The organism is Mesorhizobium sp. M0106, assembly GCF_040322715.1.
Lineage (GTDB): Bacteria > Pseudomonadota > Alphaproteobacteria > Rhizobiales > Rhizobiaceae > Mesorhizobium.
In genome coordinates, this window is the sequence record NZ_JAMYUA010000044.1 from 1 (window position 1) to 25,493 (window position 25,493).

Genomic DNA, 25,493 nt, shown 5'->3' on the forward strand with positions numbered 1-25,493 from the left:
CCATCAGCCATCGCATCAAGAAATGCGCCTGGAACGACGACTATCTCATCAATGCCATCACTCATATGCGATAGCCCTGCCCTCGAGGGGGGAGATGGCAAGCTTCGCCGCCAGTGCTCTCATCACCGGCCTTAATTCTGTAACAAAAGGAATCTTCTCATGACAGATCTGGCAGACGCCGGGTCCGTGGTGGCGGCGCCACCGGCGGGCAACCTTGCACGGCCACCGGCCAACCGGGACAACGGGTCCGCCCCGCCTGCGGCCACAAGCTGGTTTGACGGTCTTTCCGAAGGCAACCGCAAGCTTGCTGAAACCAAGGGCTGGACCAAGCCTGACAGCCTCGATCGGGTTTTCAACTCCTATGCGGAGCTGGAGCGGCAGCAGGGCGAGAGCCTGCGCGTTCCGGCAGCCGATGCAGCCGCGGAAGACTGGGACAGGTTCCACGCCCGGCTGCCCGAGGCGATGCGTCCGCTGACCTCGCCCGACAAGGTCGAGTACCGGCGCCCCGACGGGCTCCCCGAAAACTTCGCCTATTCGGACGAGCTCGCCAATGCGTCCAAGGCCTGGGCAGTCGAGGCAGGTGCTACCCCGAAGGTCGCACAGGCCTATCACGACCGCTTCGTCGGCTACATGGCCGAGCAGGCCAAGGCACAGCAAATCGCTGTTGCCCGCTCGGTCGAGACGACGCATGACGACCTCGTCAGGGATTGGGGACCGACCGGCAGCGATGGCTTTCGCCAGAAGCTCGAGGTCGCCAACCGGGCGATGAAGAAGCTCGGCCTGGTCAATGCCTACAAGGCGAAGGGCATCCTTCTGCCGGACGGTGCCTTGACCGACCCGCAGATCGCCAAGGCGTTCCACGCCATCGGCGAGGCGATGTTCCGCGAAGACACGATCGACGGCAATGCTGCCTTGAGCGGAGGCAATCCCTTCAAGCGCAATGCCGCCGGCGAGCGCAACCTGACTGGCATCTCAGCCCTGGTCAAAAGCGACCCCGCCCGCGCCCGGCGGCTGGCACGCGAGGCCGGCGAAAATCCCGACCTGTGGATGCCCAACAATCCTCTTTAACCCAAACCTGAAGGAAGACAAAAATGGCAGACGCCTATACCCGTATCGCGGACGCGATCGTTCCGTCCGTCTATGCGCAATACTCGTTCGAGGAGCACGTCCAGTCGCTGGAGATTTACCAGGCCGGGATCCTGTTTTCCGACCCGTCGATCGCCTCGAAGCTCAGCCTGGGCGGACGTTCCGTCGACATGCCCGGCTGGAAGGACCTCGGCAACGATCCGTCCGAGCCGGTCAATGACGACCCGGCCGACTCGATCGAGATGAAGAAGATCGGCGCGCGCCGCGAAGTCGCGGCCCGCAATGTGCGTGCGCAGGCCTGGGGCATCCCGGATCTGACCTCGATCCTTGCCGGCGACGATCCGCAGAAGCTTATCGTGCGCCGCCAGACCGACTACTGGCAGCGCGCCAACAAGCTGACGCTGCTGGGCATATTGAAAGGCGTGCTGGCCGACAACATCGCCAATGACGGCAGTGACCTGGTGCGCGTCACCGGCGCCTCCATCGTCGACACCGACATCATCGAGGCCGCCTACCTGATGGGCGACCGCGCCGACAAGTTCAAGACGATCTGGATGCATTCCAAACAGATGAAGGCGCTGAAGCTCGCCGACCTCATCGACTATGTGCCGTCGTCCGAGCAGGGCGGGCCGCTGATCCTGTAACGCGCAAGATCGGATGGCATCTGGCGGCTAGTGCCGGGAAAAGGTGGGAATTGCCGGTAACAGCTGCGAGAAGCCCGGAAAACAAGGCGTTCAGCGATAATCGGCGGGCCGGATAGAGCCAGGACGCCAGAAAGCGGCCGCGCAACTTCACTTGGCACCAAACGGCCGCCGTAGTGAGCGGGCGCAAGATCAGATGGCACTAAGAACGGGCATCATTACCCGATCTTTCAACCGCCCTTCGCCTTCGCATATGCGCTCTGTCCCGAAGGTGGGTTGCTGTCTGGCGTGTATGTGAGGCCGACCGCCTTCCCGCCGCACTTGGCGCATTTCAGCTTCGGCGCGAGATCATCCGTCATGGCCGGCGCATCCGGGCCGAACCGGTCGCGAAGTTTTCCAAGGTCAAGAACCTGGTTGTGGTGGCAAGATGTGCGGTGGCAGTAGGCCGTCACCGTCATCCGGGCGTCGATTAAGGCTTGAAACGTCCACGCCATCTGGCAGCCGTCAGTTGAGCGCGGCTCGAGGCCGATATCCCTGCAGGGCAGCGCCAATGGCCAGCATTACGGCTTCGCCGGGGTGGTCGAGCATGCGAAGCGTGTCGGGATTGTCGCCGGGAACGCCTCGGATCGGCAGAACTTGATACTCGCCGTCGAAGGGCGGTGCATCGCCGTTGGCGTAGAACTCCAGGCCGGGGAAGCTGCCCTGAAGGAAAGCCTCGACTTCGCGCAACGCCGGTTCGGACCGGAAATCGGCGCCAGACGGTGCCAAGACCACGAAACTGCTGGCCTCGTCGTCGGACGAGCCTGAAATATCGATCGCGAAATGCATAGAAGCCTCCACCCGGATGTTCCTATTCTGTTCACAAGCCCGCAGGAGTCAAGCGCGCTTAGATCGATCCCCCTGCCCATCGCACGCGGCCACCGATGATCAGCTCCGGCTGCTCGGCCAACGGCACCTCCTCGGTCTCGTAGCGCGGGTTGTCGCTTTTCAGCAGCAACAACCCATTGCGCAGCATTTGCAAGCGTTTGAGCCTCACCAGGCCGCCGTAGACCAGCACGTAGATTGCCTCGTCGATGAACTCGCGGATTGAAACGTCGACGATCATCAGATCACCGTCGTTGATCGTTTCTCGCATCGAATCGCCCTTGGCGACCATCAACCGGGCGAATTTGGGGCTGACCCCAATGCGGCGCAGCCATTCCTCCCGAAAAGCGAAGATATCCGGCTCGCTCTCCTCGTAGAGATCGAGAGTGCCGGCACCGGCGCTTGGCCGGATTTCGATCTTCGGTACCGGGACAAAGCCAAGGGGCAGTCCGGTCTCCTGGAACGCCACGTATTGCGGCGGCTGGTCGCCGGAGCGCATCGGGCCTTTCTCTGCAGCAAGCCAATCCAAGCTTACGTTCAGCGCGCTGGCCAGCTCCGCCGCCTTATCGACCAAGGGGATGGTGCCTTGCAGGTACTTCCTAATGGTCGAATCACCAATCCCCGAGCGCTTGGCAAAAGTGCCCGGCTTTTCGCCGTCCAGTGCGATTTCCAATCGCTGAGCGAAGGTCGTCTCTGGCATTTCCGAACTCTGACCGCGCGTCAGAGTTTGCATTTGCGCGGCGGCATCAAAAATAACCATGCAAAAACAAACCCTTACCCGGTTTTCGCACTCCTAGGCGATTTTATGAACTCTGACGCGACGAAAATCGCGCTCCTAGCTTGTAAAAATCGCCTAGTAGTGCGACATTAGTCGCGACTAGTGTTGTTTCCAATCTTAACCATCCGCCCTCTGCAAAGGCCGGACGATCGGTGGAGCCGCCATGAACACGCCTCAGGTGTGGGACCGTCACGCCATCAATGCCGAACTTCGGCGTCGTGGCATGACCCTGACGGGGATCGCCAAAAACGCTGGCCTTTATTCCAGCGCCTGCAGGCAAGGGATTATCGGCCTGAGCCGCCCAGGTGCGGAAGCAATCGCCGCCGCCCTGGATATCCCCTTTCGAACCCTGTTCCCGACTCTCTACACCAGAGGCCGTCATGACGAGGTGGACACTACCAGCACCGCCCGTCGCAGCGGAAGTGCAAAAGTTGCACTCATTTTAGACGCCACGTCCGGCGCGCCCTGAGGCCGCTGTCTAACGCGATCGCATTCGCGGACAGCCGAAAGCCAATCAGGGACCTGCCGACGTGACACCGACCAAAATCAAGATTGCCGACATCAGGGTGCCTGCGAACCGGCGCCGGCTCGATCCCGCATGGGTCGCGACGCTCATGGCAGACATGCAGACTGGAAACGGCCACATGGTGCCGATCGAGGTCATGCCCGAGAGGACCGAGGGATATCAGTACCGGTTGATCTTTGGTGGCCATCGTCTCGAAGCCGTTCGCCTCCTCGGGCGTACTGAGATCGACGCTTTCGTCAAAGACCCCAAAGAGGTCGCCACCGAAGCGCAGATCCGCAAGCGCGAGATCGCTGAGAACTTAATCCGGCGCCAGCTCTCTGTCCTCGATCGTTCGAAGGACATCGCCGATTGGCGCGACATCTACGACGCAGAGCACGGCACCGGGAAAACCGGCCGCAAGCGCAAGCCTCGCGACGAGGCCGAAGACGACGAGTTGAGTGCAAAGTTTGCACTCAATTTCTCCGAGGCGGCGCAGGCGGTACTCGGCATTTCGCGCCGCAGCGTGTTCCATGCGCTCAAGATCGCCACGATCCCTGAACCGATCCGGCAGAGCATCTCGCTTCACGCGGTAGCCAACAGCCAAACGGACCTTCTGCTGCTCGCCGCCGAGCCTGCAGACCGTCAGGCCGCCATTGCCAAGCTTCTGCTCGCCGAGCCTTCCGAAGTCTCGACTGTCGCAGACGCAATCGCGCTGCTCGACGAGGTGCCCGCACCGTCAAGGGAGCCGCGTTGGCAGAAGCTGGCCGCCGACTTCTCCAAGATGAAGGCAAGCGAGCAGGACCGCTTCTTCGAGCTACACCAGGCCGCCATCGAACGGTGGCTGAAAGGCCGGCAGTCCTGATGGCCAGAACCCGCCGCGACCATCCGACACTGGACCTGTTCCGCGACTATCAGCCGGCCCCCGTGGTCGAGCGTTTTGACGCGGACGCGGTGCAGGCTTGGTCGCTGGCGGGCCGGTTGTCCAAAGCGGTGAGCCTCACCCTCAACGAAGCGAAAATGAGCCGCGCAGAAATCGCGAAGGCCATGTCCGAACACCTGAAAGACGAGGTGTCGAAGGCGACCCTCGACGCCTACGCCAGCCAGGCCAAGGAACAGCATTCGATCTCGGCCCTGCGGCTCGCCGCACTGGCCTCGGTCACCAGCGACGTGCGGGCGCTCAACACCCTTCTGGAAGATGCCGGGATGATCGTCGTCCCCAAAAAATTCGAGGCGCTGATCATGCGGGAAATGGCCGACGAGGCCATCGAGCGGGCGACCCGAGACAGGCAGGCGTTCGACGCACAGTGGAAAGCAAAACGATGAAAGGCTTTCACATGAAACGCGCACTTCTTGACCTGGCGCAGGACGTCGCCGGGTTTCTCGCCATCGCCGCTTTTCTGGCTTTCGCGATCTACGGCACGGCCGGCCTGACGCTCGCCCAGGGTGCCGGCCAATGAACGTGTTCCTGGTCATCGGCATCAGTGCCGCGATCGTCTATGCCGCGATCCTCTACGGCGTCCACCGCCTCTACACGGCCGAGTATCAACGCCGCGCCGCCATCGGCGCTGCCTTCCGCAACCGGGTGCGCAAGCACGTCATCCGCGAAGGCTTCTGGTCATGACACCGCATCGCTGCGCCATGCCTGAGTGCCCCGACGACGCAACCGGCATCTTCTGCCCCGACCATTACTGCGCGCTGCCGCCAAAGCAGGCGCAATGGCTGGTTCGTTGGCAGATCAAGATGATGCGGTGTGAGGACGCCGACACCAAGCAGCACATGCGCGAACAGCTGCACGGCTACACGCAGGAGGCCGTGCGAACTCTTCAGAATTCCGGGGCGAAGTCCTCCCAAGCCGCCCCGGACAGCGCCCGCCATCAAAGCCCCACTGCGGTGGCGGGCGCTAACCTACAGGCGCAGCCATGATCGAAGCTCGTCTCGACCTTCTCGAAAGGTTCCGCCCCGATATCATCAGCAACCTCGTCCTGTTGTGGTGGGACGATGATCTCTGCTTGCCGACAGACTTCTTTTTGGCGGTGGCCCACGCGCCATCGGTCACCAAAGATGGGCTCAAGGCTGGCTTACTTAGCGGGCGGTTGAAGTACCGCTCGGGCGGTCTGGTCGGCCGCCTGGAGCTGACCGCCGAAGGCCGCTACCTCGTCCGCCGGATGCTTCGGCGCATGCGCGTTGCCAGCTCGCCAGAGGTGGCCGCGTGAAGGACTGGCTGACCGCCCGCGAGATCGCCGCCGAGGCCTTGCCGGATATGCCGGGCACCGAAAGCGCAGTCATTCGACTGGCGAAGCGCGAGCGGTGGGACGAGCGCAGCACACAGGCGCGCCAGCGTGCCGGCCGAGGCGGCCCGACCGAATACCACGTCTCACTTTTCCCGGTGCTCGCCCAGGTCACCTATCAGCAGCGCAACATCGTCATCGAGCTGCCAGTTAAGCCGGCCAAGACAGCGCCGGACACCGGCCTGACGGCACGTGCGCAAATTGAACGTGACGCCCGGCTGGCCGTCGTCGCCGCCTTCGAGAAATTCAGCCGAGGCTTGAAGCTCGGCTACACCACGCGCGTCCAGGTGTTCACCGACAAGTTCAACGCCGGCTCGCTCAACATCGACGCTTGGGTGCGCGAGATCGTGCCGAGCCTATCAAAGCGCTCGCTGGCACGGTGGCAATCGCAGAAGCGTGACGGCAGGGTCAACGCCCTCGGCCACGATCCCGCCCAGGCGCGCAAGGGGACAGGCGTCCTCGAAACCGCAAACGGCGGTGCGGTCAGCGCGTTCATGCTGGCCTTGATCGCGCACCAGCCGCACCTTTCTGGCCACCACGTTCGCACCCTCTGCCGGTCGGAGTTCGGCGACGCATTGAAGGTGGTTTCAAAGGGCGTTGAAACCACAATTCCAATGCCACCGGTGCGCACCTTCCAGCACGCGTTGAAGGGGCTGAAGGAAAGCCACAAGGTCGAGCTGATCAAGCTCACCAATCCCGACCGCTACCGCTCGCATCTGGCGCCGGCCGGCGTCGGCATGCTTCGCCACATTACCGAACCGAACCAGCTCTGGCAGATAGACGCCTCGCCTGTCGACGCGCTCTGCACGGATGGCCGGCATTCGGTCTACGCCTGCATCGACATTGCCACTCGCCGGAGCGTCTGGCTGCTGTCGCGCACCCCGCGCGCATCGGCCGTCGCGCTGCTCATCCGCAAAGCTATCCTGGCGTGGGGCGTACCCGATGTCGTCAAGACCGACAACGGCTCCGACTTCGTCGCCCAGGACACGCAACGCCTGTTTGCCTCGCTCGGCATCGAAGCAGAAACGTCAGACGCCTATTCGCCCGAGCAAAAGGGCCATGTCGAACGCGTCATCAAGACGTTCCAGCATGATGTCGGGCCGCTGCTGCCCGGCTTCGTCGGCCACTCGGTCACCGACCGCAAGGCTATCGAAAGCCGCAAGAGTTTTGCCCAGCGCCTTGGCGAGAGCGACACCGAAGTGTTCGGCGTAACGCTGACCGGTCCGCAGCTGCAGCAGCACATCGACGATTGGGCGGCAACGGTCTACCAGCACCGGCCGCATGCAGGCCTGAAGAACGCCACGCCCTTCGCCACAGCGCTTGCGTCCACCAAGGAACAGCGCAAGGTCGACGAACGCGCCCTGGACTTGTTGCTGATGCCGGTCGCCGGGTCGGACGGGCAGCGCACCGTGACCAAACTCGGCATCCGCATCGACGGCAACCACTACATGACGCCGACGATCATGCCGGGCACGGCTGTCTTCGTTCGGATGGACCCGAGCGACGCAGGCCGCGCCTACGCCTTCGCCCAGGATGGCGCCGAGTTCCTTGGCGATGCCATCTGCCCCGAACTGTCAGGCATCCATCCCGAGACCCTGGTGCGCGCCGCCAAGGAAATCCGAAGCGAGCTGGTCGGCGATCTGACACGCGATCTGAAGGCGAATGTCAAAAAGCTCGCCAAGGGATCGCCGCTGATCGAGCGCGCCCTGGAAGTCGCCCGCCGCGACGCGCCCAACGTAATCCCGCTGCCGAAGCGCGACCAGGTGCATTCGACGCCGCAGATCGCTGCGGCGATCGAGGCGCTCGGCGAGCGGCTCAATCCGAGCCAGCCGCTCGACCAGCGCGCCGCCGCCGCCCATCGCCGGCTGATCGATGAAATGCAGGCCGAAGACGAGCAGCGGCTGGTTGCCGAGACCGACGCCATCGTGCGGCGCCGGCAGGCGGAGATCGAGGCGGCACGCACCGCGCACCTGCCCAAAGACGCCAACGTCGTAGCCCTGCCGGAAGGCCCCAAGGAGCGCTACCGGCGCGCCCTCGGTTTCCGCCAGCAGCTCGACGCCAACACGCTGCCGGCCGCCGACGCGGTTTGGCTCGGCGGCTACGAGCAGTCGGCCGAGTTCAAGGCCCACCAGTCGATGCATGAAGATTTCGGTGAAGCGTACCTGTCCTGAGTAACGGAAAAACCGGTCTGCAAACCGGGCTCTCCGCAAGAACAGCCGCCAAAGCGGCACAGCACAACGAGGAAGAAGATGAACCAACCCACGAAAGTCAATCGGCCGGCGCCGCTGAAGAATGTTTCAGCCTTCGCCACGCTGCTCGAAACGATGGTCGAGCGTGACCCGAAACTGCCCGGCCTTGCCGCGTTCTTTAGCCCGTCCGGTTATGGCAAGACGGAGTCGGCGATCTATGGCGCCAACAAGTACCGCGCCGCCTATATTGAGTGCGGCCAGTTCACCACCGCGCGCTCGCTGCTGAGTGACATCCTCAAGGAATTGGGCGAACCGAACCCGCGCGGCTCTGTCGAGGAGCTGAAGAACAAGGTCATCATGCTGATGGTCTTTGATCCGCGTAAGCCGCTGATCATCGACGAAGCGCATTTCATCGCCCACAAGCGGTTTGTAGACCTGTTGCGAGAGGTCTCGGACAAGTCGGGCGCTTCGGTCATCATGATCGGTGAGGAAGGCCTGCCCACGCTTCTGGAACGCTTCGAGCGCGTCCATAACCGGGTTCTTGAGTGGCTGCCGGCGTTGCCCTGCGATGCCGAAGACTTCGCCCTGCTTGCCGCAAACCGTTGCGGCGGTGTTCGCGTTGCTCCTGATCTGGCTGGTGCGATCCTCGACAAGACCAAGGGCAACACCAGGCGCATCGTCATCAACCTGGCTACCGTCAGCAAGGTCGCCCAGCTGACCGGGGCGAACGTGATCGACCTTGCGACCTTCGGCGGCATCGGCGCGATCAACGCGTCCCCGAAATTCAGCGCCAGGAAGTCGGCGTGATGGGACGGTCGATCATCGACATGGTGCAGATCAGCATCGCCGTCCCGCGTGGCGAGGCCGGCTTCTGGTCGATCATCCTGGAACTCGATCGCGACGGTCCCTGGACGGTGCGCCAGATCTGCCAGCGAACGAACGTCAAGACACAGTCGGTCGGCACGTTCGTCCGGAAACTGCGGCTGGCCGGCATCGCCAATGTCATCGAGACGAAACCTTCCGACAACGGAAGCGGCAGCGCCTGCCTCCCGGCTACAGTGGTCTACCGTTTGGCCAAACGGCCCTTGTTGGCGCCTCGACTGACACTGGCCGGCAAGATCCGGCCGGAGATGGCTATCGATCGGATCTGGCGAGCCATCAAAATGTCCAAGGCGTTCAGCCTTGACGACATTGAGCAGGGTTGTCCCGACGTTCCCGCCAACACAGTCGCGGCTTATCTCCGCGCACTGCGACGAGCCGGCGTCATTGTCGGAACGCCCACGAGCTATCGGCTTGCACGCAATCTCGGTCTGCAGGCGCCGAAAGTGATCTCCAGCAAGGTTCTGTTCGATCCGAACAGCAAGACCGTCATCGGCCAGCCCGTCGCAACCGAGGTGCAGCCATGAACCGGGGACCGGTCAAGAATAGCCGGCCGGACGGCAAGTCGTTTGTCGAAAAGGCGATCGACGCCCATGGCTCTCCGTTGCCGGACTGGCTGGACGAGTTGGCGCGGCTTGCCGATGCCAGTGATCTCGGCGTTGCCGGCCAGCGCATCGGCTACAGCCGCTCGGCAGTCTCGACCATCATTAGCGGCAAGTATCTAGGCGATGTCGCCCGCGTCGAGCAGATGGTGCGCGGCGCATTGATGGCGGCAACCGTCGAATGCCCGGTGCTCGGCGAGATCGGCCGCGACCGCTGCCTCACCGAACAGAAGGAGCCGTTCCGGGCCACATCGCGGCACCGCGCCCAGCTTTTCCACGCCTGCAAAACCTGCCCCCAAAGGAGAAAATAGCCATGGGCGAAAGAATGTCTTTGGCGCTCTCGGACGGCCTGTCCGAACTGCGCGACCTGATTTCCGACTACCAGCACGAGCCCCGCATCCTCGATCCCGAAGACGCCCGTGTCCTCTGCGAGTGCATCAAGGAACTTCGCGGCAAGGCCCGCGACATTGAGAACCGGTTGAGCTGCAAGGTCTGGAATGACCAGGCGCAGGCAGAGCGCGAGGCCGAGGCCGACCGCATCGCCGAAGCGGCGTGTCGGCCGGGGTCGAATGTGCGGCTGTTTCCCGTCATTCCGCGGCCGTTTTCGGACGGCCGGCCGGGAGGTGCCGCATGAGCAGCCTTCAGGAAGCCGAAGCCCGTGCGGCGAAGATCGTCAAGCAGCTGCTGCCGGTTCTCACGGCAGAGCTGATCAAGAAGCCGGAACCCCGCCCGCTATCGTCCCAGGAGCAGGCGATCATGATCGCCTGCGGCGAAGTCGGGCGCGCGATCGATCGCTACGACACAACCAAATACTCGAACACCGCAGCCGAGCGCCGGGCGCGAGCCACACTTGAAACCGCCGCCCGCAACTTGCGCAAGCTGATCGACCTGCGGGAGGGCAAGCATGGCCGCAAGTGAGGCGCTTTTAGCCGCGGTTGCCAAGCTCGACATGATCGACCTCTGCGGCCGCATCGTCGCCGATCCCGAGCGCAACGCGCCGAGAGCCACCACGGCGGAGGTGCTCGCTTTGGCAATGGCCACCGAAGGGCTGTGGGCGATTGCCCTTGAGGCGAGCCTGCTGGTCTCGGCGCTTGAACGAACGATGCCGTGGGCCGCCGAGGCCGACGCCGAACACATTGAACATGTTGTCCTGCAGATGGCCGCCGTGCGCGACCTGCTGGCCTTCATGCACCCAATCCCAAGCCAACAGGAGAATGATCATGCAAGCAGCAACTGAAGCCCGCGCCACCGGCAAAGTCCTCGTTGGTGAGAAAGCCTACATGCCCGACGCCAAAGGCAACCTCGTGCCGGTCGAAATGATCAAGCCGTCCGAGATGCTTGAGGACGAGACGGTCCGCACCATTCTCGGCTACGCCACCGATCTTTCCGCGCAGATCGGCCGCTTCAAGGAACACACCTTTAACGACCTCGGCGCGTTCGAGGCGCTGCTTGCCCAAGAATACGGTGCGACCAAAGGTGGCGCCAAGGGCAACAAGACTTTCATGACCTTCGACGGCATGAAGATGGTCAAGGTGCAGGTCGCCGACACGATCGACTTCGGCGCCCAGCTGCAGATCGCCAAGAGCTTGATCGACGAGTGCCTGACGGAATGGTCAGCCGACAGCCGCCCGGAGATCCGCGCGATCGTGACGCGAGCTTTCAACACGGACAAGGAAGGCCAGATCAACCGCGCCGCGATCTTCATGCTGCTGCGCCTGGATATCGGCGACGAGCGCTGGCAGCGCGCCATGGCGGCTATCCGCGACGCCATGCGCGTGGTCGGCTCGAAGATCTACGTCCGCTGCTACGAGCGCGACCGTCTCGATGCCGAATGGCGGGCGGTCACCATCGATCTGGCGAAGGCGTGACGCGGATGGAACTAGCTCGCCCCGTAGGTTGCTCCAAGCCCCGCCAGCTGGCCAGAAAAAGTATCGAGAAGTGTCCGGAGGTCGCGAAAGACATCGACAGTACCCGAATGCCGCTTTTTGGCGTTTTCTTCGTTACCGAGACTTCCCGAAACGTCGAGGTACTGAAGCGCTTTCCGAAGCTCAACATTGCAGACGGCAATGTTCTCGAACGTTGTGGCCATCGGAGGATCGAACAAGTCTTTGGCCTCGGCTATCAGGCGATGATTGATCGACCGTTCCACTTCCCCTACCCAAGCCGACACATCTGTGTAAAGGGCCCTGTTGATGGCCCTCACGTCATTAAGCTCCGTGGCCGTGTTGTCCGCCATTTCCGGCAGCAGATACGAAAGATCGAAAAGAACGCTGGCGTAACTGGCGGCCCTCTGCGCTCGCAGACGCTCTGCTCTCAACTCGAGTTTTCGAAGGTCGGCATGACGGGTCTGCTGGCGCGAATCGGTCCAGACCATAGCCAAGATCGTCAACACTGCAGCGACGATAGCAAGAATGCCCGTGATCAGCGTCTGCCATTTTTCCAGAAAGGTTTCGATCCCCGGGAAATCTGTCAGCGCCAACCCAATGAAAATCCCAAAAAGGGAAGCGACAACGTTGCTGCCTCCGACCAGCCACCTATCAGCGTTCATTCTTCGCCCCCCAAAACGAGGTTGATCCTAGCGACATCGGCTACGCCCGCAAGCGCCGATAGGTCACTGCCGTGAACGCGCTCGCCGCCATCCACGTCGCTAACAAGCAGCTCGGCCTCGACGAGGACACTGCGCGGGATCTGTATGAGCGCGTCACTGGCAAGCGCAGCCTTCGCCAGATGAACGACCGCGAGCATCAGCGCGTCATTCAGGAGCAGCGTCGACAGGGCTTCAAGGTCGCTGAAAAGGGCCTTCAAGGGCCATTCGCCAAGAAGCTTCAGGCGCTCTGGATCGCCGCCTGGAACCTCGGCATCGTCCGCGATCGGCGTGATGCCGCCATGCTGTCGTTCGTCAAGCGGCAGACCGGGATCGAGCACACAAGGTTTCTGCTCGATGCCGAAGACTCCGCCAAGGCGATCGACGCGCTCAAAGCATGGATGACGCGGGAGGCCGGCGTCGACTGGAGCCTGTCCGTCAGCATGCCGGAATGGCTGCGGCTCCCTGGTGCAAAGATTGCACTGGCGCAGTGGCAGTTGCTGTCGGTGGCGAAGGCCGTCGATCCCCAGGGCTTTCGCCAGTTTGTTTGGGACACCGCAAAGCCGCTCGACCAGATGACCGACCGCGACTGGCCCGCCGTCATGAACGCGCTCGGGGAGCAGGTCAGGAAGGGAAGCCATCATGAGCAGGCGTAGACGGTTCACCAGTCGGGTAAAGATCGACTTCGCCAAGATCGATGCGTTCGCGGCCTCTGAGCTGGCCAGCAATGCCCTTGCGGCGGCCAAGGGCTGCGACTGGACGCTGACCAAGCATTCGGCCCTCTATCGCTGCCGCAACGGCCTCTACACGCTCTGCCTGATCTGGCACGGGCCGAACCGCGAGACGCTGACCGCCACCATGCGCAATCTGCGGCTGGAGCTGGCGTGAGCGAGGAACTGCGATCCGCCGAGCTGCTAGACCTGCTGGGCCCGGCAGACTTCGTGCGCCTCGCCGAAACCTACGGCGGCCGCCGGCTTTACGTGCCGGCGTCCGGTGACGACACTGCCCTTGCCAGGAGCCTGGGCGTCACAGCCGCCAAGAAGCTGGCTCGTCGCTACTCCGGCTCTTATATCCGCGTGCCTCTTGCCCGCGAGCTTCGCGCACGGCAGTATCGCGCCAACGGGGCCTCGAACGGCGAGATCGCCGGCCGGCTCGGCATCACCGAGACCGGCGTCGATAAGCTCTTCCAGCGCATGCCGGACAAGCCCGTCAAGGGCAGTCGCGACCCCCGCCAGGCCGACCTATTTTCCAGCAACTGACAGAGCGCCCGCCTAAGCGGGCATGATTGCCGCCTGCCGCCAAAGGCATGGTGTTGCGAAATGGCCGGGACCTCTTCCGGCCGATTTCACAGGCGGCACCGATGACAATTCCGAGCGGCTGGTTACCGAACGCGACCATCCAGCGGGTCATCCTTCACTGGACGGCCGGCGGCCACAAGGCGACGGACTTCGACCGGCAGCATTACCATTTGCTGATCGAGGATGACGGGAAGCTGATCCGTGGCCTGCCGTCGATCGACCTCAATTCGCTGCCGAAAGCCAAGGCAGGCTATGCCGCGCACACGCTGAACTGCAACACCGGCTCGATCGGCGTCTCGATGTGCGCCATGGCCGGGGCGATCGAGCGGCCATTCAAACCGGGCTGGCAGCCGCTGACGAAGACGCAATGGGACGCGGCCTCGACGATCGTTGCCGAGCTTTGCCGCCGCTACACGATCCCGGTAGGGCCAAAGACCGTGCTTTCGCATGCCGAGGTGCAGGCCAATCTCGGCATCCAGCAGCGCGGCAAATGGGACATCGCCAGGCTGCCGTTCGACCCCGACTTCGACAACGCGCGCGAGTGCGGCGACCGCTTCCGAGCCGAGGTGAAGGCGAAACTCTGATGCCGCTTGTCCAGAAGAGCCGCCGTTTCTCGAAAGGCCTGGTCATCGTCAATTGCGCCCTGGCCTGGACGGCGGTGTTCGCCTCGATCGTCTATGCGCAGGCCGCCTATGTCGCTGCGACGGCGATCGGCCTGATCCTGGCGGTGAGCGGCGCCTACATGGGCATCGGCCACATGGACCTGAGGCAGATGGTGCGCGCGATGCTGGTGGGGCAACCCGCGCCGCCCCTGGCTGTGACCGATGGCGGCGAGCCCGACGAACCCTCGACCTATGGTGGCGGGCAATGACCGGCGTGGCCATCGGCCTGTTTTTAAAAAAATGGGTGCTGCCCGTTCTGACGTTCGGCCTCACCTTGCCAGTTTGGTTCTTCCTCGCCGTCGGCATCTGGCTGTGGTGGGACAAGACCTCGGCCGTGCGCCTGGCGATCGACAAGGCGGTGACGGAACTTGTCGCCGGTGCCCAGATCGAAGCCCTCAATGCCGAGCTGGTCGAACAGCGCCGGCTGCGCGCCTGGAGCGACGGCAAGGCCGAAGAAGCCGGCAAGATCGCGAATGATGAACGGGTCGCTCGCCTCCACCTCGAAACCACGCTCACACTTACTGACGCCGACAAAAGGAAAGCGGAAGATGAACTCGCCGTGCTTCAAGCCCGTGCTGATGGCCTTGTTGATCAGCAGCTGCTTGACAGCCTGCACAACCGATAAGGCCGCCCTGGGCAAAGCCTACGCCGACAAGGCCAAGGCCGGCCTCGTCGAGGAGGCTTTGACGGCGGCCAGTCGCGCTGTCTCTGACGCACGGCGCATGCCCGACTACCCCCCGGAATGCCGCCGCCATCACCGCAGCGGCGTGAAGCTCGGCGACAAGCTCGGCGTTGCGAACAAGAAGGCCGATATCGCCCTGGGCAATGCGAACAGCCAGATCGACGCCTGCGCTGGCTGGTACGACGGGACCAAAGCCGCGAGGGAGCCGAAATGACTGCAGGCAATGCAGCCATCGATCTGGCCGAACGTCGCGTCGAGCAGGAATGCGCCGCCGGCGTCGCTCGCATCCAGGCGGCGATCCGAGGGCAATACCAAGCCGTCGAAGTCACCGCATCGCCGTTCTGTGAATGCGGTGAGCGTATTCCCGATGCACGCCGCCAGGCCATCCCGAATTGCACCAGGTGCGTCGACTGCGAAACTTTCATCGAACGACAGAGCCGGAGACGAGCGTGATGGATTTGAACCTTCTCATGCCCTGGCTCGGTGCCGCAGCGCTTATCCTGTCGCTCGGCAACACGATTAACGGGTTCTTCACCTCCGGGGCAAAAAAAACTGCCGCCGACCTGGTGACCACAAGATCGGACCTGACAGGCCTGATCGCCACGCTCACCAAGCTAGTCGAGGATCAGGATCGGCGTGTCCAGGCGATCGAAATTGAAATGAAGCACCTGCCCGACGCCAAGGCCTTTGTCGACCTGCGGCTCTCTATATCGGAGATGTCAGGGAAGATGGGCCGCATGGAGGAGAACCAGATCGGGGTTTCGCGCACCGTGCTTCGCATTGACAACTTCCTGATGCAGCAGGGCGCGAAAGCATCATGACGAACCAGTTCGACGAATATCTGACCGCCGATGCCCGCCTGGTCATCCTGCGCGAGCTGAACCAGCAGACGGACGGTCGCCTCAACGAGGTGCTGCTGACGAAGGCGCTCGACGCCTTCGGTCACAATCGCTCGCGCGAATGGGTCCGCACCCAGCTGCGCAAACTCGCCGAGCTGGGCGCGGTAAAGGTGACCGAAATCGGCAGCGTCATGGTTGCCGCCGTCACCCGCAGCGGCGTCGACCACGTTGAACGGCGGTCCATCATCGAAGGCGTGGCGCGTCCCTCGCCGGAGGCCTGAGATGGCGCGCAAAGGCCGTGGGCAACTTTCGCTGATCGAGCGCCTGCCCGAAGAGTGCGGCCCGATCATCAGCTGGGCGGCGACCGCGCTGCAGGATCGCGACCGGACCCAGACCGCGATCTACGAAGAATTCTTCCTGAAGATGCAGGCTCTCCAGGCCGAGCACAAAGGCGAGCTGGAATTCGTCATCCCGTCCTTTTCGGCGTTCAACCGCTTCTCCATCAAGCTGGCGATGATGACGCGGCGGCTGGAAGACACCAGGGAGATCGCCGCCACCATCTCCAAGCGGTTCGACGCCCAGAGTTCCGATGATCTAACGCTGATCGCGGCCGAGGCGATCAAGACGCTGGTGTTCGAGCTGCTGACCGATGCCGGCGAAAGCGGCCTCGCGCCGATCGGCGCCATGCAGCTGGCCACGGCGCTGAAGATGGCGGCCCAGGCACAAAGTGTTTCCAGCGATCGCCGCACCAAGGTGGCCAAGGAATTCAAGGCCGATGTTGAGAAGGCCGTCGACACGGTAGCCAAGGCCAAGGGCATGTCGGCTGACACCGCCGAGGCGATCAAAGCGCAGATCCTGGGAGTGCGAGCTTCATGAGGTTAAGCTCGTTTCTTTCGCTCGTCCCCGATTACCGATCTTACTCGGTCGAGCGCGCTCTCGCGAATCGGTGCCGGCGCATCGTTATAGCGGCGGTCGAGAAAAAGCGCGGTGCCCCAGAGTTCATTCTCAAACTTGGTCGTGCCTCTGTCCAAGGCCTTGCTGACCATCGCGCGAGCCATTCCCTCATCATCGAGTTCCTCATCCAAGTCCACCTCTGGTGGCAATCTGCCCTTCACCTGAAGTGCAAATATGAACAGCGCCCAACCTTCAGCCTCCCTGATGATTGGATCGATATTTGTGTGCGTCATCTAGTTTCCTCCCGCTGGCGGCAACTATGACAGGCCCGATCTCAAAAGACGAATGGGAAAAAGTTCGCCGCGAGAGCATGGCGAACCTCGACCATGTGATCGAAAGCGTCGGCTTGCCGAAGGTGCTGCTCGGCTATCAGGGCCGCACGGTCTCGCTACTCGAAAGCACCGCCGTAAGGGTGCTGTTTATCGAGAAGAGCCGGCGCATCGGCGAGACCTGGGCACTGGCCTCCTATGCCGTGCTGCGCGCCGGCCGGGCCAAGGACGCCGGCGGCATGGACGCTATGTACATTTCTTACTCGCAGGAGATGACACGCGAGTTCATCGACGCCTGTGCCATGTGGGCTCGGGCGTTCGCGCAGGCGGCAATCGCGCAGGAAGAGTTCCTGTTCGACGACACGGACCCGGCCCATCCCGACGAGACCCGGCAAATCAAGGCCTTCCGTATCCAGTTCGCGTCGGGCTTCGAGATCCTGGCATTGTCCTCGGCGCCGCGCACCCTTCGCGGCAAGCAGGGCCTGGTCATCATCGACGAGGCGGCGTTCGTCGACAGCCTGAAGGAGTTGCTGAAGGCGGCACTGGCCAACCTTATGTGGGGCGGCCAGGTCGTGGTCTGTTCGACCCATAACGGCGCCGACAACGAATTCAACGTCCAGGTCCAAGACATCGTCGGCGGCCGGTCAAAGTACAGCCATCTCAAAATCGACTTCGACCAGGCGCTGCTGGAAGGGCTTTACGAGCGCATCTGCCTGGTCACCAGTCGCGAGTGGTCGCCCGAGGCCGAAGCGCAGTGGCGCCAGGACATCATCGACTTCTACGGCGACGGTGCTGACGAGGAGCTGTTCTGCATACCGTCCATGGGCTCCGGCGCCTGGCTGACCAGCCCGTTGATCGAAGCGCGCATGACACTGACGCCGGAAGAGGCACCGGTCATCCGCATCGATCTGCCGCTCGACTTCCTGCACCGGCCCGAGCTGGAGCGCCGGCACCTCATGGCGCCGCATCTGGTTGCCATCAAGGAAGCGCTCGATGGCCTGGATGAAAACCGCCAGCACGCGTTCGGCTACGATCCGGCCCGAAAGGCCGACCCGGCAATCATGTCTCTGCTGTCGATCGACAAGGTGCTGCGCCGCCAGGGGGCGCTCACAGTTGAGCTGCGCAACGTGCCATTCCAGGAGCAGAAGGAAATCGCCACCCTGATGCTGAAGCGGTCGCCGCGCCTGTGCGGGGCCGCCGTGGACGCGACCGGCGTCGGCATGAACCTTGCCGAGGATCTCGGCCGGGCTTTCGGCCTGCACACCGAGGAGACGCCGGGCGGCCTGGTCTGGTCGGTGACGCTCAGCCAGAACTGGTACAACGAGAATTTTCCGCCGCTTAAAACGGCCTTTGAAGACGCCAACATCGCGCTGACCAGGGATGCCGAGCATGCGGTGGATCTTCGCCTGGTCAAGATCATCCGAGGCATTCCGTCAATCCCGCCGGAGCGCGTTGGCGTGGCGGGAGCAAAGCGCCATGGCGACTTCGCGGTCGCGCTGGTGCTCGCCTATTTCGCCAGCCGCATGCAGTGGCACGAATACAGCTATCAGCCGGTGACGCTGCCAATGAACCGGTTTGATGAGCGGCCAGCTGACGGGGATGGCTGGCGCGACCGCGCCGACCAAAAATCAGGCGGCTTTCGTTTGGGCTCACTTCGCCGCAGCTCGGGGATCTTATGATGGCTTTCACCTGGTACGATGCTTTTGGCCGACCGGTCGACACGACGAAGCTGAAAACGGAACAAGCCGCACCCACGACGGCCAGCGTGCGGCGCACCGACGCGCACCATCCGGCCGCCGGGCTGACGCCGGGCAGACTGGCGTCCATCCTTCGCAGCTCGATCGACGATGACCCGGAAAACTATCTGGCTTTGGCCGAGGACATCGAAGAACGCGACAACCACTATCTCGGCGTGCTCGGTACCAGGAAAACGCAAGTCGCCGGCCTGGAGATAACAGTCGAGGCGGCGGGCGAGGACGCCAAGAGTGAAGCGGCCGCCCAGCTCGTGCGCGACATCATTGAGCGCGACGGCTTCTATGATGAACTGGTCGATATCCTGGACGCGATCGGCAAGGGCTTTTCCTGCACCGAAATCATCTGGGAGACATCGGAGAAGGACTGGCGGCCGAAGCGGCTGGCCTTCCGAGATCCACGCTGGTTTACCTTCGATCGTGTCGACGGCGAAAGGCCACTGCTAAGGGAGAACGCCGGCTTCGAGCCGCTCAATCCCTATCAATGGGTTTTCCACACGGGCAAGGCCAAGTCCGGTCTGCCGATCCGCGGCGGCTTCGCCCGCGCTGTCGCCTGGACGTTTCTGTTCAAGAGCTACACGGTCAAGGATTGGGCGATTTTCTGCGAGGCTTACGGCCAGCCGTTGCGGCTCGGAAAATACGATGCCGGGGCGAGCGAGCGAGACAAGCAAGTGCTGCTGGAGGCGGTGACCAACATCGGCGCCGACTACGCGGCGATCGTCCCGGTGTCGATGGCGGTCGAATTCGTCAAGGCAGAGATCTCCGGCTCACATCAGCTCTACAAGGAACGCGCCGACTGGCTCGACCAGCAGGTTTCCAAGGTGGTGCTCGGCCAGACCGGCACCACCGACGCCATCGCGGGCGGCCACGCGGTCGGCAAAACTCACGACGGCGTTCGCGACGACATCGAGAAGTCCGACGCACGCCGACTGGCGGCGACACTCAACCGAGACCTGGTCCGACCGATTGTCGACCTCAACCATGGCCCGCAGGCCAAGTATCCGAAGATCTGCATCGGTCGGCCGGAGCAGATCGACACCAAGGCCCTGGTCGACAACGTCACCAAGCTTGTGCCGTTCGGCTTGAAGATCAGCGCGGCCGTCATGCGCGACCGGATCGGCATGCCCGAGCCTGGCAAGGATGACGAGCTGCTGGTGGCGCCGCGCGGCTCGGCCCCGGTTGAGCCAGCCGCCCCCGACATCATCCCACCTGTCGATCAGGCTGGGAAGCGTGAGACTGTGCACTCGGTTGGCGGCGTGAAGAGGGACGCCATCGAACGTGCGACCGACGCCATGCTGTCGGATTGGGAGCCGCTCGTCTCGCCGATCGTCGCCGGCCTCGAAGCCGAGATCGCCGCCGCCAGCTCGATCGAGGATGTCAAGGCGATCCTGTCCAGGCGGTTCGCCGGCATGGATGTGAGCGCCATGACCGAGCTGCTCGCCAAATCAGCCTTTGCCGCACGCATTGCCGGCGGGGTCGACGACAGCCTGTGATGGAGCGAGCATGGAAGCGCAGCTAAAGCCAGTCGCGCCGCTCGATGCGCTGGCGGCACTGTTTGCGCGTGGCCAGCGCCTCGATCCAGAATTCTCCTGGCTGGACACATGGCAGGCGGCGCATGCCCGCAGCTTCACGGTGGCCAAGTCCGCCGGCTTCGATATCCTGGACGACATCTACAAGGCGCTGGTGAAGTCGCTATCCGAGGGCAAGACGTTTCGGCAGTTCGCGGCCGAGCTGACGCCGCTGCTTCAGGCCAAGGGCTGGTGGGGCCAACAGCCGGCCTTTGATCCGCAGACCGGCGAAATGCGCTGGTCCCAGCTCGGCAGCGTAAGGCGCCTGACCAGCATCTTCGATGTCAACATGCGGGTCAGCTATGCGGCCGGCCACTGGTCAGGCTTCGAGCGGTCGAAGGCCGCGCGACCATTCCTGCGGTATGTCCACCTCGAAGGCCAGGAGCATCCGCGCCCGCTGCATCAGCTCTGGCATAATACGGTGCTGCCGATCGATCACCCTTGGTGGAACACCCATGCCTGCCCGAACGGATGGAACTGCCATTGTACTCTGCAGAGCCTCTCTCAACGCGATATTGACCGGCTGCAGCGTGAGGGCGAGATCCTGAGGTTCGAGCCGCCGACCGGAACGACGCGCAAATTTGTCAACAATCGCACCGGCGAGGTCACGACTGTGCCTGACGGCATCGATCCGGGCTGGGCCTATAATCCCGGCAAAGCGGGCTATCTTTCGGTCGTTGGACAGGATCTAGCGCGTAAGACCTCGGTTTCAGCCTGGCTCCTTAACGAGTAGCTCTTGTTGGTGGACGCCCCGCGTGATTGTGTAATGGGCTTGGGCTGCGCGGGAGCACACTATGACAGACGAACCCACCCCGAACGAAACAGGGCTAACGATTGGCGTCACTGGAAACTCGATCGAAATCAAGGTGCGGTCGAGGTTTGTGCGCGCGTGGGACTATTTCTTTGGAGCGAAAGCCGAGTTCAAAGGGCTGGGAATCGAGAGAGAGATTTTGCTCGCGCGAACCAAGCAGGCTAACGAGGCGAAAATCATCGATGCACTCGGGGACGCGGCCGTCGAGCGGATCAAATCGGATCGGTCACTGGCCGAGGTACTGGTAGACTCACATTTCAATGGTGTGATGCGCGAGCAAACGAATTTGGCAGCCACTTTGCAGAAGGCTGAGGAGCAGACTAGACTTTTGCCACCGCCGTCCAACCACCCCGTCGATGGATCCGAGGGCGCCGAGATCGAAGACGATTTCCTTAACATGTGGGGCCACTATGCGAAGAGTGCGTCCAGCGAACGGATGCGGACGTTTCTTGGTCGCATACTGGCTGGCGAAGCCCAGCAACCAGGCAGTTTTTCATTTAGCACGCTTCGTGTCGCTGCGGAGCTGGACGCTAGCACCGCTACGATTTTCAAGAATGAGGCTAACCAACGCCTGGCCCACGCGTTGGTCCGAGATACTGAAGACGACACCGACGTTAACCCGTATGTTACGTTGGAAGCTGCGGGGCTAATCCAGGGCGTGGGATCAATGCTGACTGCTAATTACGATTTAAGAACCACCGGCATCCTGGACCTCGCCAGTGGCTCTTTTCGGATCACGATGCAGCTCATCGACCGATCGGCCACTAAGCTTCCGGTTCCCATCTATCCACTGACGAAGGTCGGAAAGGAGCTTGCGTCGATTTTGCCGAGAGACCACGAAAGGGGACTGCGGCTCATCGCAAAGACATGCGCCGACCAGTGCTCTGACATCAAGCTTATGGTGCGGCCAGAGCCTACATCGAACGCCGTCTACCCCGGCGGTTCCCCTTGGGTAGTCTTAGAGGTTCTTAAGCAGCAGCAACCGCCCGTCGAAACGGCCGTCAGCTAGCATTGGGCGACGGCACCCCGGATTGAAGCTTCGTACCTCTGTAGACCCGTTCAAAACCGATTTTAGAACCTATTCGTACGCGATGGGGCAGGCGCAATACCAACTTTTTTGGGAGCTTGTCGGTTGGCCGCCTGTCGGCTACCGTTCCGGTGCGAATTCGGCGGCGGACCATGCTCATTCACGCGCCGTCGGTTCGATCCCCCGAGTATCGACCACCGCCCGCCACGGCGGGCATGATTTGACAGCTTCGGCCGGGCCAATGTCCGGCGATGAAATCCGCCCTTGCTTCTCTCCTTTCGGCCGCCGTGGTCGCCATGCATTCGACTGCGCTCAGCGCAGCGGATGCCGATGGTGCGTGGGTGCAGCTCACCCCTGCCGGGACTTTCTCGGGGCGCAACGGCCTCGGCCCCTGGGTGACTGGCGACAAGACTTCGATGGAAAAGATCGTCGCCAACACCCGGACCTATGCCGGGTCGACTGACCTTGCCATCGACTACGATCACCAGGCCGTCTACGGCGCCGTGCCTGGCGTCGGCGGCAAGGCGCCGGCAGCTGGCTGGATCAAGGAGCTCAAGGTTCAGGACGACGGCATCTATGGCCGGGTCGAATGGACCGAAAAGGCGGCTACGGCGATTAGGGCCAAAGAGTACCGCTACCTCTCGCCGGTCTTCCTGCACGAAAAGACCTCCGGCCGGGTGCTGCTCATCCGCATGGCCGGGCTGACGAACACTCCAAACCTCGACCTGGTCGCGGTCGCTGCGAGTGCACTGCTCCACCCCGAAACTGAACAGAACGGAGAAAGCATGGACAAGATCCTTGTTGCCCTTGGCCTTGCCACGGGCACGACTGATGCCGGCGTCATTGCCGCCATCAATGCGCTGCTGACCAGCAGCACGGCAATCGCCAAGGCGGCCGGGCTTACGGAAACGGCCAAGCCGGACGAGATCCTGGCGGCGGTCAATTCGATCGTCGCCGACCGCGTCAGGTTCGCCGAGGCCGCCGGTCTGGCGGCAACGGCTAAGTCCGAAGAGATCGTTACGGCCGTCCAGTCGGCAGTGAAGCGCGTATCGCCGGACCCGGCCCAGTTCGTGCCAATCGCCCAGGTCACAGCGCTTCAGACCGATCTCAAGAAGCTCCAGGAAGACGTGCTGGGCGACAAGGTCACCGAAGCCGTCAACAGCGCAATCGAGGCCGGCAAGGTAGCGCCGTCACTCAAGGAGTGGGCGACCGACTACGCCAAGAAGGATCTGTCTGCATTCCAGACGTTCGTTGGCAACGCGCCGGTGCTGACCAAGCCGCAGCTCGCCGACAAGAAACGCGAGACCGGTGCCGGTGAGACGCTCGACGAAGCCCAGCTCGCCGTCTGCACGGCGCTGGGCATCGCGCCGGCCGACTACCGCAAGACGATTGCCGCTGAACAGGAGGCACGCTGATGGCCGCGCTCACCAAAGGTCGCAACACGCTGGAGCGCTCCGGCGACATCTCCGAGCCTCCGGTCAAGGGCGCGACGAAGATCTACGCCGGCGGGATGGTGGCGATCAACGCCGCCGGCCTCGCCGTGCCGATGATCACCGCAGTCGGCATGGTCGGGCTCGGCCGAGCTGAGAAGGACGCCGACAACTCGGCCGGCGCGGACGCAGCCATCAATGTCCGCGTCGGCCGGGGCATCTACCTCTTCGCCAACTCCGCTGCGGCCGATCTGATCACTCGAAGCGACATCGGCGCCACTTGCTACGGCGTCGACGATCAGACCGTCGCCAAGACCAACGGCGGGACAACCCGTTCGCCGGCCGGGAAAATTCACGACGTGGACGCCGCCGGCGTCTGGGTCAAGTTCAACTAGGGGCCACCATGAAGATCAATTCCGCAAGTCTCGACGCCCTCCGCGTCGGTTTTAAGACCACCTTCCAGGCCGGCCTCGGCACTGCTGCGTCGCAGCAGTCTCGCGTCGCGATGAAAGTGACTTCGTCCAGCCGCTCCGAAAAATACGGTTGGCTGGCGAACATCCCCGGCATCCGCGAATGGATCGGCGATCGTCTCGTCCAGAACCTTTCCGAGTACGACTACGAGATCAAGAACCGGTCATTCGAAGAGACGGTCGGCGTCGATCGTGACGACATGGACGACGACACGCTCGGCACGTACGGGCCGCTGTTCCAGATGTTGGGCGAGAACGTCGGCAACTTCCCCGATACACTGGTTTGGCCACTGTTGAAGGCTGGCTTCAATACGAGCTGCTATGACGGGCAGTTCTTCTTCGACACCGACCATCCCGTGATCCAGGCGGATGGCACGACGGCGTCGGTCGCGAACACGGATGGCGGTGCCGGCACCCCCTGGTACTTGCTCTGCACCAAGCGGGCGCTCAAGCCGATCATCTATCAGGAGCGCAAGCCCTTCGACTTCGTCTCCAAGGACAAGCCGTCCGACGACAACGTCTTCAACCAGAAGAAATTCCTCTACGGCGTCGATGGCCGCGCGAACGCAGGTTACGGACTTTGGCAGCTGGGTTGGGGGTCCAAACAGCCCCTGACTGCGGCCAATTACGAAATCGCGAGGGCGGCGATCGCCAGCTTCAAGGCGGATTATGGCCAACCGCTCGGGCTCGTGCCCGACCTCTTGGTTGTGCCTCCGTCGCTCGAAGGAGCCGGAAAGGCGATCGTGTCGTCGCAGCTCGTCAATGGCGGCGAGACCAACAAGTGGGCCGGGACCGCCGAACTCCTCATGGTTCCCTGGCTGGCCTGATCGGCCCGCCCATTTCAGAAACCCCGCCGGTCTCGTCACCGGCGGGGTTTTTAAAAAGCAGCCAGGACGGCTCCTTTTCAAAGGTCCGAAAACGAGGATTGAACGATGGCTTCCAAGACTTCCAAGACCACCAGCATGCCCCCCGAGAGCGAAGACCAGGGCGGAGCCGGCAATGCGGCCGGCTCCGCATTTGCTGGTTTGATCGATGCGACGGGGATGTCGATCGACGAGCTTGAAAAGCGCCTCGACACGGCGAAGGCGGAATTCGTCGCAAAATACCCGAGCCTCTCGGCCGCATTGGACACATGGCAGGCGAGCGGCCGTCCGGAGCCGACCACGTTGCGCATCACGTCGAAGGTGGAAGGCTTTCGGCGCGGGGGCATGGCACACTCCAGGACGCCGGCCGATCACCTGCTCGAAAGCTTCACCTCGCCTGATCAGCTCGAACTGATCTTCGCCGAAACCATGCTCGTGGTGGAGCTGGTCTGA

At 62.8% G+C, this 25,493-nt stretch carries 41 protein-coding genes; 36 read left to right on the forward strand and 5 right to left on the reverse strand.

The features are described from left to right. Positions 1–159 precede the first annotated feature (159 nt). Both NKJ55_RS28840 and NKJ55_RS28845 read left to right on the forward strand, forming a co-directional pair. Positions 160–1,068 (forward strand): hypothetical protein, encoded by a 909-nt coding sequence (locus tag NKJ55_RS28840; protein ID WP_352452835.1) that lies wholly within the window; start codon positions 160–162, stop codon positions 1,066–1,068. 23 nt (positions 1,069–1,091) lie between these two features. Further along, a complete protein-coding gene (locus tag NKJ55_RS28845; RefSeq protein WP_352452836.1) occupies positions 1,092–1,730 on the forward strand; it encodes a hypothetical protein in 639 nt (212 codons plus the stop codon). Between the two features lie 227 nt (positions 1,731–1,957). On the opposite strand, the gene NKJ55_RS28850 is transcribed toward NKJ55_RS28845, so the two are convergent. From NKJ55_RS28850 to NKJ55_RS28860, 3 genes are read right to left on the reverse strand one after another with little or no spacing between them, the layout of a single operon-like run. Then, a complete protein-coding gene (locus NKJ55_RS28850; protein ID WP_352452837.1) occupies positions 1,958–2,221 on the reverse strand; it encodes a hypothetical protein in 264 nt (87 codons plus the stop codon). A gap of 10 nt (positions 2,222–2,231) precedes the next feature. Further along, positions 2,232–2,555: a hypothetical protein gene (locus NKJ55_RS28855; protein ID WP_352452838.1), complete on the reverse strand. Its 324-nt coding sequence runs from the start codon at positions 2,553–2,555 to the stop codon at positions 2,232–2,234. Positions 2,556–2,613: 58 nt separating this feature from the next. Next, positions 2,614–3,291, reverse strand: a complete 678-nt coding sequence (locus tag NKJ55_RS28860; protein WP_352452839.1) for a S24 family peptidase — start codon at positions 3,289–3,291, stop codon at positions 2,614–2,616. A 241-nt stretch (positions 3,292–3,532) separates the two neighbouring features. Here NKJ55_RS28860 and NKJ55_RS28865 point away from each other — a divergent pair, with 241 nt between their 5' ends. From NKJ55_RS28865 to NKJ55_RS28935, 15 genes are all read left to right on the forward strand, one after another. Then, positions 3,533–3,838, forward strand: a complete 306-nt coding sequence (locus NKJ55_RS28865) for a helix-turn-helix domain-containing protein (RefSeq protein ID WP_352452840.1) — start codon at positions 3,533–3,535, stop codon at positions 3,836–3,838. A 61-nt stretch (positions 3,839–3,899) separates the two neighbouring features. Further along, positions 3,900–4,736: a ParB/RepB/Spo0J family partition protein gene (locus NKJ55_RS28870; RefSeq protein ID WP_352452841.1), complete on the forward strand. Its 837-nt coding sequence runs from the start codon at positions 3,900–3,902 to the stop codon at positions 4,734–4,736. Continuing rightward, positions 4,736–5,197 (forward strand): hypothetical protein, encoded by a 462-nt coding sequence (locus tag NKJ55_RS28875; RefSeq protein WP_352452842.1) that lies wholly within the window; start codon positions 4,736–4,738, stop codon positions 5,195–5,197. The genes NKJ55_RS28870 and NKJ55_RS28875 overlap by 1 nt, the downstream gene beginning before the upstream one ends. Next, complete coding sequence (locus NKJ55_RS28880) at positions 5,194–5,331, forward strand: hypothetical protein (protein WP_352452843.1); 138 nt, start codon at positions 5,194–5,196, stop codon at positions 5,329–5,331. Before NKJ55_RS28875 ends, NKJ55_RS28880 begins: the two co-directional genes overlap by 4 nt. After that, complete coding sequence (locus tag NKJ55_RS28885) at positions 5,328–5,495, forward strand: hypothetical protein (RefSeq protein ID WP_352452844.1); 168 nt, start codon at positions 5,328–5,330, stop codon at positions 5,493–5,495. The genes NKJ55_RS28880 and NKJ55_RS28885 overlap by 4 nt, the downstream gene beginning before the upstream one ends. Further along, a complete protein-coding gene (locus tag NKJ55_RS28890) occupies positions 5,492–5,797 on the forward strand; it encodes a hypothetical protein (protein ID WP_352452845.1) in 306 nt (101 codons plus the stop codon). Before NKJ55_RS28885 ends, NKJ55_RS28890 begins: the two co-directional genes overlap by 4 nt. Continuing rightward, positions 5,794–6,087 (forward strand): hypothetical protein, encoded by a 294-nt coding sequence (locus NKJ55_RS28895; RefSeq protein WP_352452846.1) that lies wholly within the window; start codon positions 5,794–5,796, stop codon positions 6,085–6,087. Before NKJ55_RS28890 ends, NKJ55_RS28895 begins: the two co-directional genes overlap by 4 nt. After that, positions 6,084–8,333: a DDE-type integrase/transposase/recombinase gene (locus NKJ55_RS28900; protein ID WP_352452847.1), complete on the forward strand. Its 2,250-nt coding sequence runs from the start codon at positions 6,084–6,086 to the stop codon at positions 8,331–8,333. The genes NKJ55_RS28895 and NKJ55_RS28900 overlap by 4 nt, the downstream gene beginning before the upstream one ends. Positions 8,334–8,411: 78 nt before the next feature. Beyond that, positions 8,412–9,158, forward strand: coding sequence for an AAA family ATPase (locus tag NKJ55_RS28905; RefSeq protein ID WP_352452848.1), 747 nt, complete (start codon positions 8,412–8,414; stop codon positions 9,156–9,158). Next, positions 9,158–9,757 (forward strand): hypothetical protein, encoded by a 600-nt coding sequence (locus tag NKJ55_RS28910; protein WP_352452849.1) that lies wholly within the window; start codon positions 9,158–9,160, stop codon positions 9,755–9,757. Before NKJ55_RS28905 ends, NKJ55_RS28910 begins: the two co-directional genes overlap by 1 nt. Beyond that, positions 9,754–10,143: a transcriptional regulator gene (locus NKJ55_RS28915; protein ID WP_352452850.1), complete on the forward strand. Its 390-nt coding sequence runs from the start codon at positions 9,754–9,756 to the stop codon at positions 10,141–10,143. Before NKJ55_RS28910 ends, NKJ55_RS28915 begins: the two co-directional genes overlap by 4 nt. 2 nt (positions 10,144–10,145) lie before the next feature. Next, positions 10,146–10,466 (forward strand): hypothetical protein, encoded by a 321-nt coding sequence (locus NKJ55_RS28920; RefSeq protein WP_352452851.1) that lies wholly within the window; start codon positions 10,146–10,148, stop codon positions 10,464–10,466. Further along, positions 10,463–10,750 (forward strand): hypothetical protein, encoded by a 288-nt coding sequence (locus tag NKJ55_RS28925; protein ID WP_352452852.1) that lies wholly within the window; start codon positions 10,463–10,465, stop codon positions 10,748–10,750. The genes NKJ55_RS28920 and NKJ55_RS28925 overlap by 4 nt, the downstream gene beginning before the upstream one ends. Further along, positions 10,737–11,069 carry a hypothetical protein gene (locus tag NKJ55_RS28930; RefSeq protein WP_352452853.1) on the forward strand — a complete coding sequence of 111 codons (333 nt, stop codon included), beginning with the start codon at positions 10,737–10,739 and terminating at the stop codon, positions 11,067–11,069. Before NKJ55_RS28925 ends, NKJ55_RS28930 begins: the two co-directional genes overlap by 14 nt. Next, positions 11,053–11,700 (forward strand): DUF3164 family protein, encoded by a 648-nt coding sequence (locus tag NKJ55_RS28935; RefSeq protein WP_352452854.1) that lies wholly within the window; start codon positions 11,053–11,055, stop codon positions 11,698–11,700. The genes NKJ55_RS28930 and NKJ55_RS28935 overlap by 17 nt, the downstream gene beginning before the upstream one ends. A gap of 11 nt (positions 11,701–11,711) precedes the next feature. On the opposite strand, the gene NKJ55_RS28940 is transcribed toward NKJ55_RS28935, so the two are convergent. Next, entirely contained in the window at positions 11,712–12,380 is a 669-nt protein-coding gene (locus NKJ55_RS28940; RefSeq protein WP_352452855.1) for a hypothetical protein, read from the reverse strand. A gap of 71 nt (positions 12,381–12,451) precedes the next feature. On the opposite strand from NKJ55_RS28940, the gene NKJ55_RS28945 reads away from it, so the two are divergent. The 11 genes from NKJ55_RS28945 to NKJ55_RS28995 all read left to right on the forward strand — a co-directional run bounded on the left by NKJ55_RS28945 (position 12,452) and on the right by NKJ55_RS28995 (position 16,773). Continuing rightward, positions 12,452–13,072 carry a regulatory protein GemA gene (locus tag NKJ55_RS28945; protein WP_352452856.1) on the forward strand — a complete coding sequence of 207 codons (621 nt, stop codon included), beginning with the start codon at positions 12,452–12,454 and terminating at the stop codon, positions 13,070–13,072. Further along, the gene (locus NKJ55_RS28950) at positions 13,059–13,304 is read left to right on the forward strand and encodes a hypothetical protein (RefSeq protein ID WP_352452858.1); all 246 of its coding nucleotides are present in this window, start codon (positions 13,059–13,061) and stop codon (positions 13,302–13,304) included. The genes NKJ55_RS28945 and NKJ55_RS28950 overlap by 14 nt, the downstream gene beginning before the upstream one ends. Beyond that, positions 13,301–13,675, forward strand: a complete 375-nt coding sequence (locus tag NKJ55_RS28955; protein ID WP_352452859.1) for a hypothetical protein — start codon at positions 13,301–13,303, stop codon at positions 13,673–13,675. Before NKJ55_RS28950 ends, NKJ55_RS28955 begins: the two co-directional genes overlap by 4 nt. Before the next feature lie 101 nt (positions 13,676–13,776). Beyond that, on the forward strand, positions 13,777–14,298 hold the full coding sequence (locus NKJ55_RS28960) for a peptidoglycan recognition protein family protein (RefSeq protein WP_352452860.1): 522 nt from the start codon (positions 13,777–13,779) through the stop codon (positions 14,296–14,298). Continuing rightward, positions 14,298–14,585, forward strand: coding sequence for a hypothetical protein (locus tag NKJ55_RS28965; RefSeq protein WP_352452861.1), 288 nt, complete (start codon positions 14,298–14,300; stop codon positions 14,583–14,585). Before NKJ55_RS28960 ends, NKJ55_RS28965 begins: the two co-directional genes overlap by 1 nt. After that, the gene (locus NKJ55_RS28970; RefSeq protein WP_352452862.1) at positions 14,582–15,001 is read left to right on the forward strand and encodes a hypothetical protein; all 420 of its coding nucleotides are present in this window, start codon (positions 14,582–14,584) and stop codon (positions 14,999–15,001) included. Before NKJ55_RS28965 ends, NKJ55_RS28970 begins: the two co-directional genes overlap by 4 nt. After that, complete coding sequence (locus NKJ55_RS28975) at positions 14,955–15,272, forward strand: hypothetical protein (protein WP_352452863.1); 318 nt, start codon at positions 14,955–14,957, stop codon at positions 15,270–15,272. The genes NKJ55_RS28970 and NKJ55_RS28975 overlap by 47 nt, the downstream gene beginning before the upstream one ends. Then, positions 15,269–15,511 carry a TraR/DksA C4-type zinc finger protein gene (locus NKJ55_RS28980; RefSeq protein WP_352452864.1) on the forward strand — a complete coding sequence of 81 codons (243 nt, stop codon included), beginning with the start codon at positions 15,269–15,271 and terminating at the stop codon, positions 15,509–15,511. Before NKJ55_RS28975 ends, NKJ55_RS28980 begins: the two co-directional genes overlap by 4 nt. Continuing rightward, entirely contained in the window at positions 15,460–15,879 is a 420-nt protein-coding gene (locus NKJ55_RS28985; protein ID WP_352452899.1) for a DUF2730 family protein, read from the forward strand. The genes NKJ55_RS28980 and NKJ55_RS28985 overlap by 52 nt, the downstream gene beginning before the upstream one ends. Continuing rightward, positions 15,876–16,178 carry a VpaChn25_0724 family phage protein gene (locus NKJ55_RS28990; protein WP_352452865.1) on the forward strand — a complete coding sequence of 101 codons (303 nt, stop codon included), beginning with the start codon at positions 15,876–15,878 and terminating at the stop codon, positions 16,176–16,178. Before NKJ55_RS28985 ends, NKJ55_RS28990 begins: the two co-directional genes overlap by 4 nt. Before the next feature lies 1 nt (position 16,179). Beyond that, positions 16,180–16,773 (forward strand): DUF3486 family protein, encoded by a 594-nt coding sequence (locus NKJ55_RS28995; protein WP_352452866.1) that lies wholly within the window; start codon positions 16,180–16,182, stop codon positions 16,771–16,773. A 2-nt stretch (positions 16,774–16,775) separates the two neighbouring features. Here NKJ55_RS28995 and NKJ55_RS29000 read toward each other — a convergent pair whose 3' ends face one another. Beyond that, positions 16,776–17,084: a hypothetical protein gene (locus NKJ55_RS29000; protein ID WP_352452867.1), complete on the reverse strand. Its 309-nt coding sequence runs from the start codon at positions 17,082–17,084 to the stop codon at positions 16,776–16,778. 26 nt (positions 17,085–17,110) lie between these two features. Here NKJ55_RS29000 and NKJ55_RS29005 point away from each other — a divergent pair, with 26 nt between their 5' ends. The 8 genes from NKJ55_RS29005 to NKJ55_RS29040 all read left to right on the forward strand — a co-directional run bounded on the left by NKJ55_RS29005 (position 17,111) and on the right by NKJ55_RS29040 (position 25,493). Beyond that, positions 17,111–18,799, forward strand: coding sequence for a terminase large subunit domain-containing protein (locus tag NKJ55_RS29005; RefSeq protein WP_352452868.1), 1,689 nt, complete (start codon positions 17,111–17,113; stop codon positions 18,797–18,799). Further along, complete coding sequence (locus NKJ55_RS29010) at positions 18,799–20,364, forward strand: DUF935 domain-containing protein (RefSeq protein ID WP_352452869.1); 1,566 nt, start codon at positions 18,799–18,801, stop codon at positions 20,362–20,364. The genes NKJ55_RS29005 and NKJ55_RS29010 overlap by 1 nt, the downstream gene beginning before the upstream one ends. A gap of 10 nt (positions 20,365–20,374) precedes the next feature. Next, positions 20,375–21,172, forward strand: coding sequence for a phage head morphogenesis protein (locus tag NKJ55_RS29015; protein WP_352452870.1), 798 nt, complete (start codon positions 20,375–20,377; stop codon positions 21,170–21,172). Positions 21,173–21,233: 61 nt separating this feature from the next. After that, positions 21,234–22,259, forward strand: coding sequence for a DUF2806 domain-containing protein (locus tag NKJ55_RS29020; protein WP_352452871.1), 1,026 nt, complete (start codon positions 21,234–21,236; stop codon positions 22,257–22,259). Positions 22,260–22,528: 269 nt separating this feature from the next. Next, positions 22,529–23,692 carry a phage protease gene (locus NKJ55_RS29025; protein ID WP_352452872.1) on the forward strand — a complete coding sequence of 388 codons (1,164 nt, stop codon included), beginning with the start codon at positions 22,529–22,531 and terminating at the stop codon, positions 23,690–23,692. After that, positions 23,692–24,102 (forward strand): hypothetical protein, encoded by a 411-nt coding sequence (locus tag NKJ55_RS29030; protein ID WP_352452873.1) that lies wholly within the window; start codon positions 23,692–23,694, stop codon positions 24,100–24,102. Before NKJ55_RS29025 ends, NKJ55_RS29030 begins: the two co-directional genes overlap by 1 nt. Before the next feature lie 8 nt (positions 24,103–24,110). Next, positions 24,111–25,004, forward strand: a complete 894-nt coding sequence (locus tag NKJ55_RS29035) for a Mu-like prophage major head subunit gpT family protein (protein WP_352452874.1) — start codon at positions 24,111–24,113, stop codon at positions 25,002–25,004. Positions 25,005–25,109: 105 nt separating this feature from the next. After that, entirely contained in the window at positions 25,110–25,493 is a 384-nt protein-coding gene (locus NKJ55_RS29040; RefSeq protein WP_352452875.1) for an HI1506-related protein, read from the forward strand.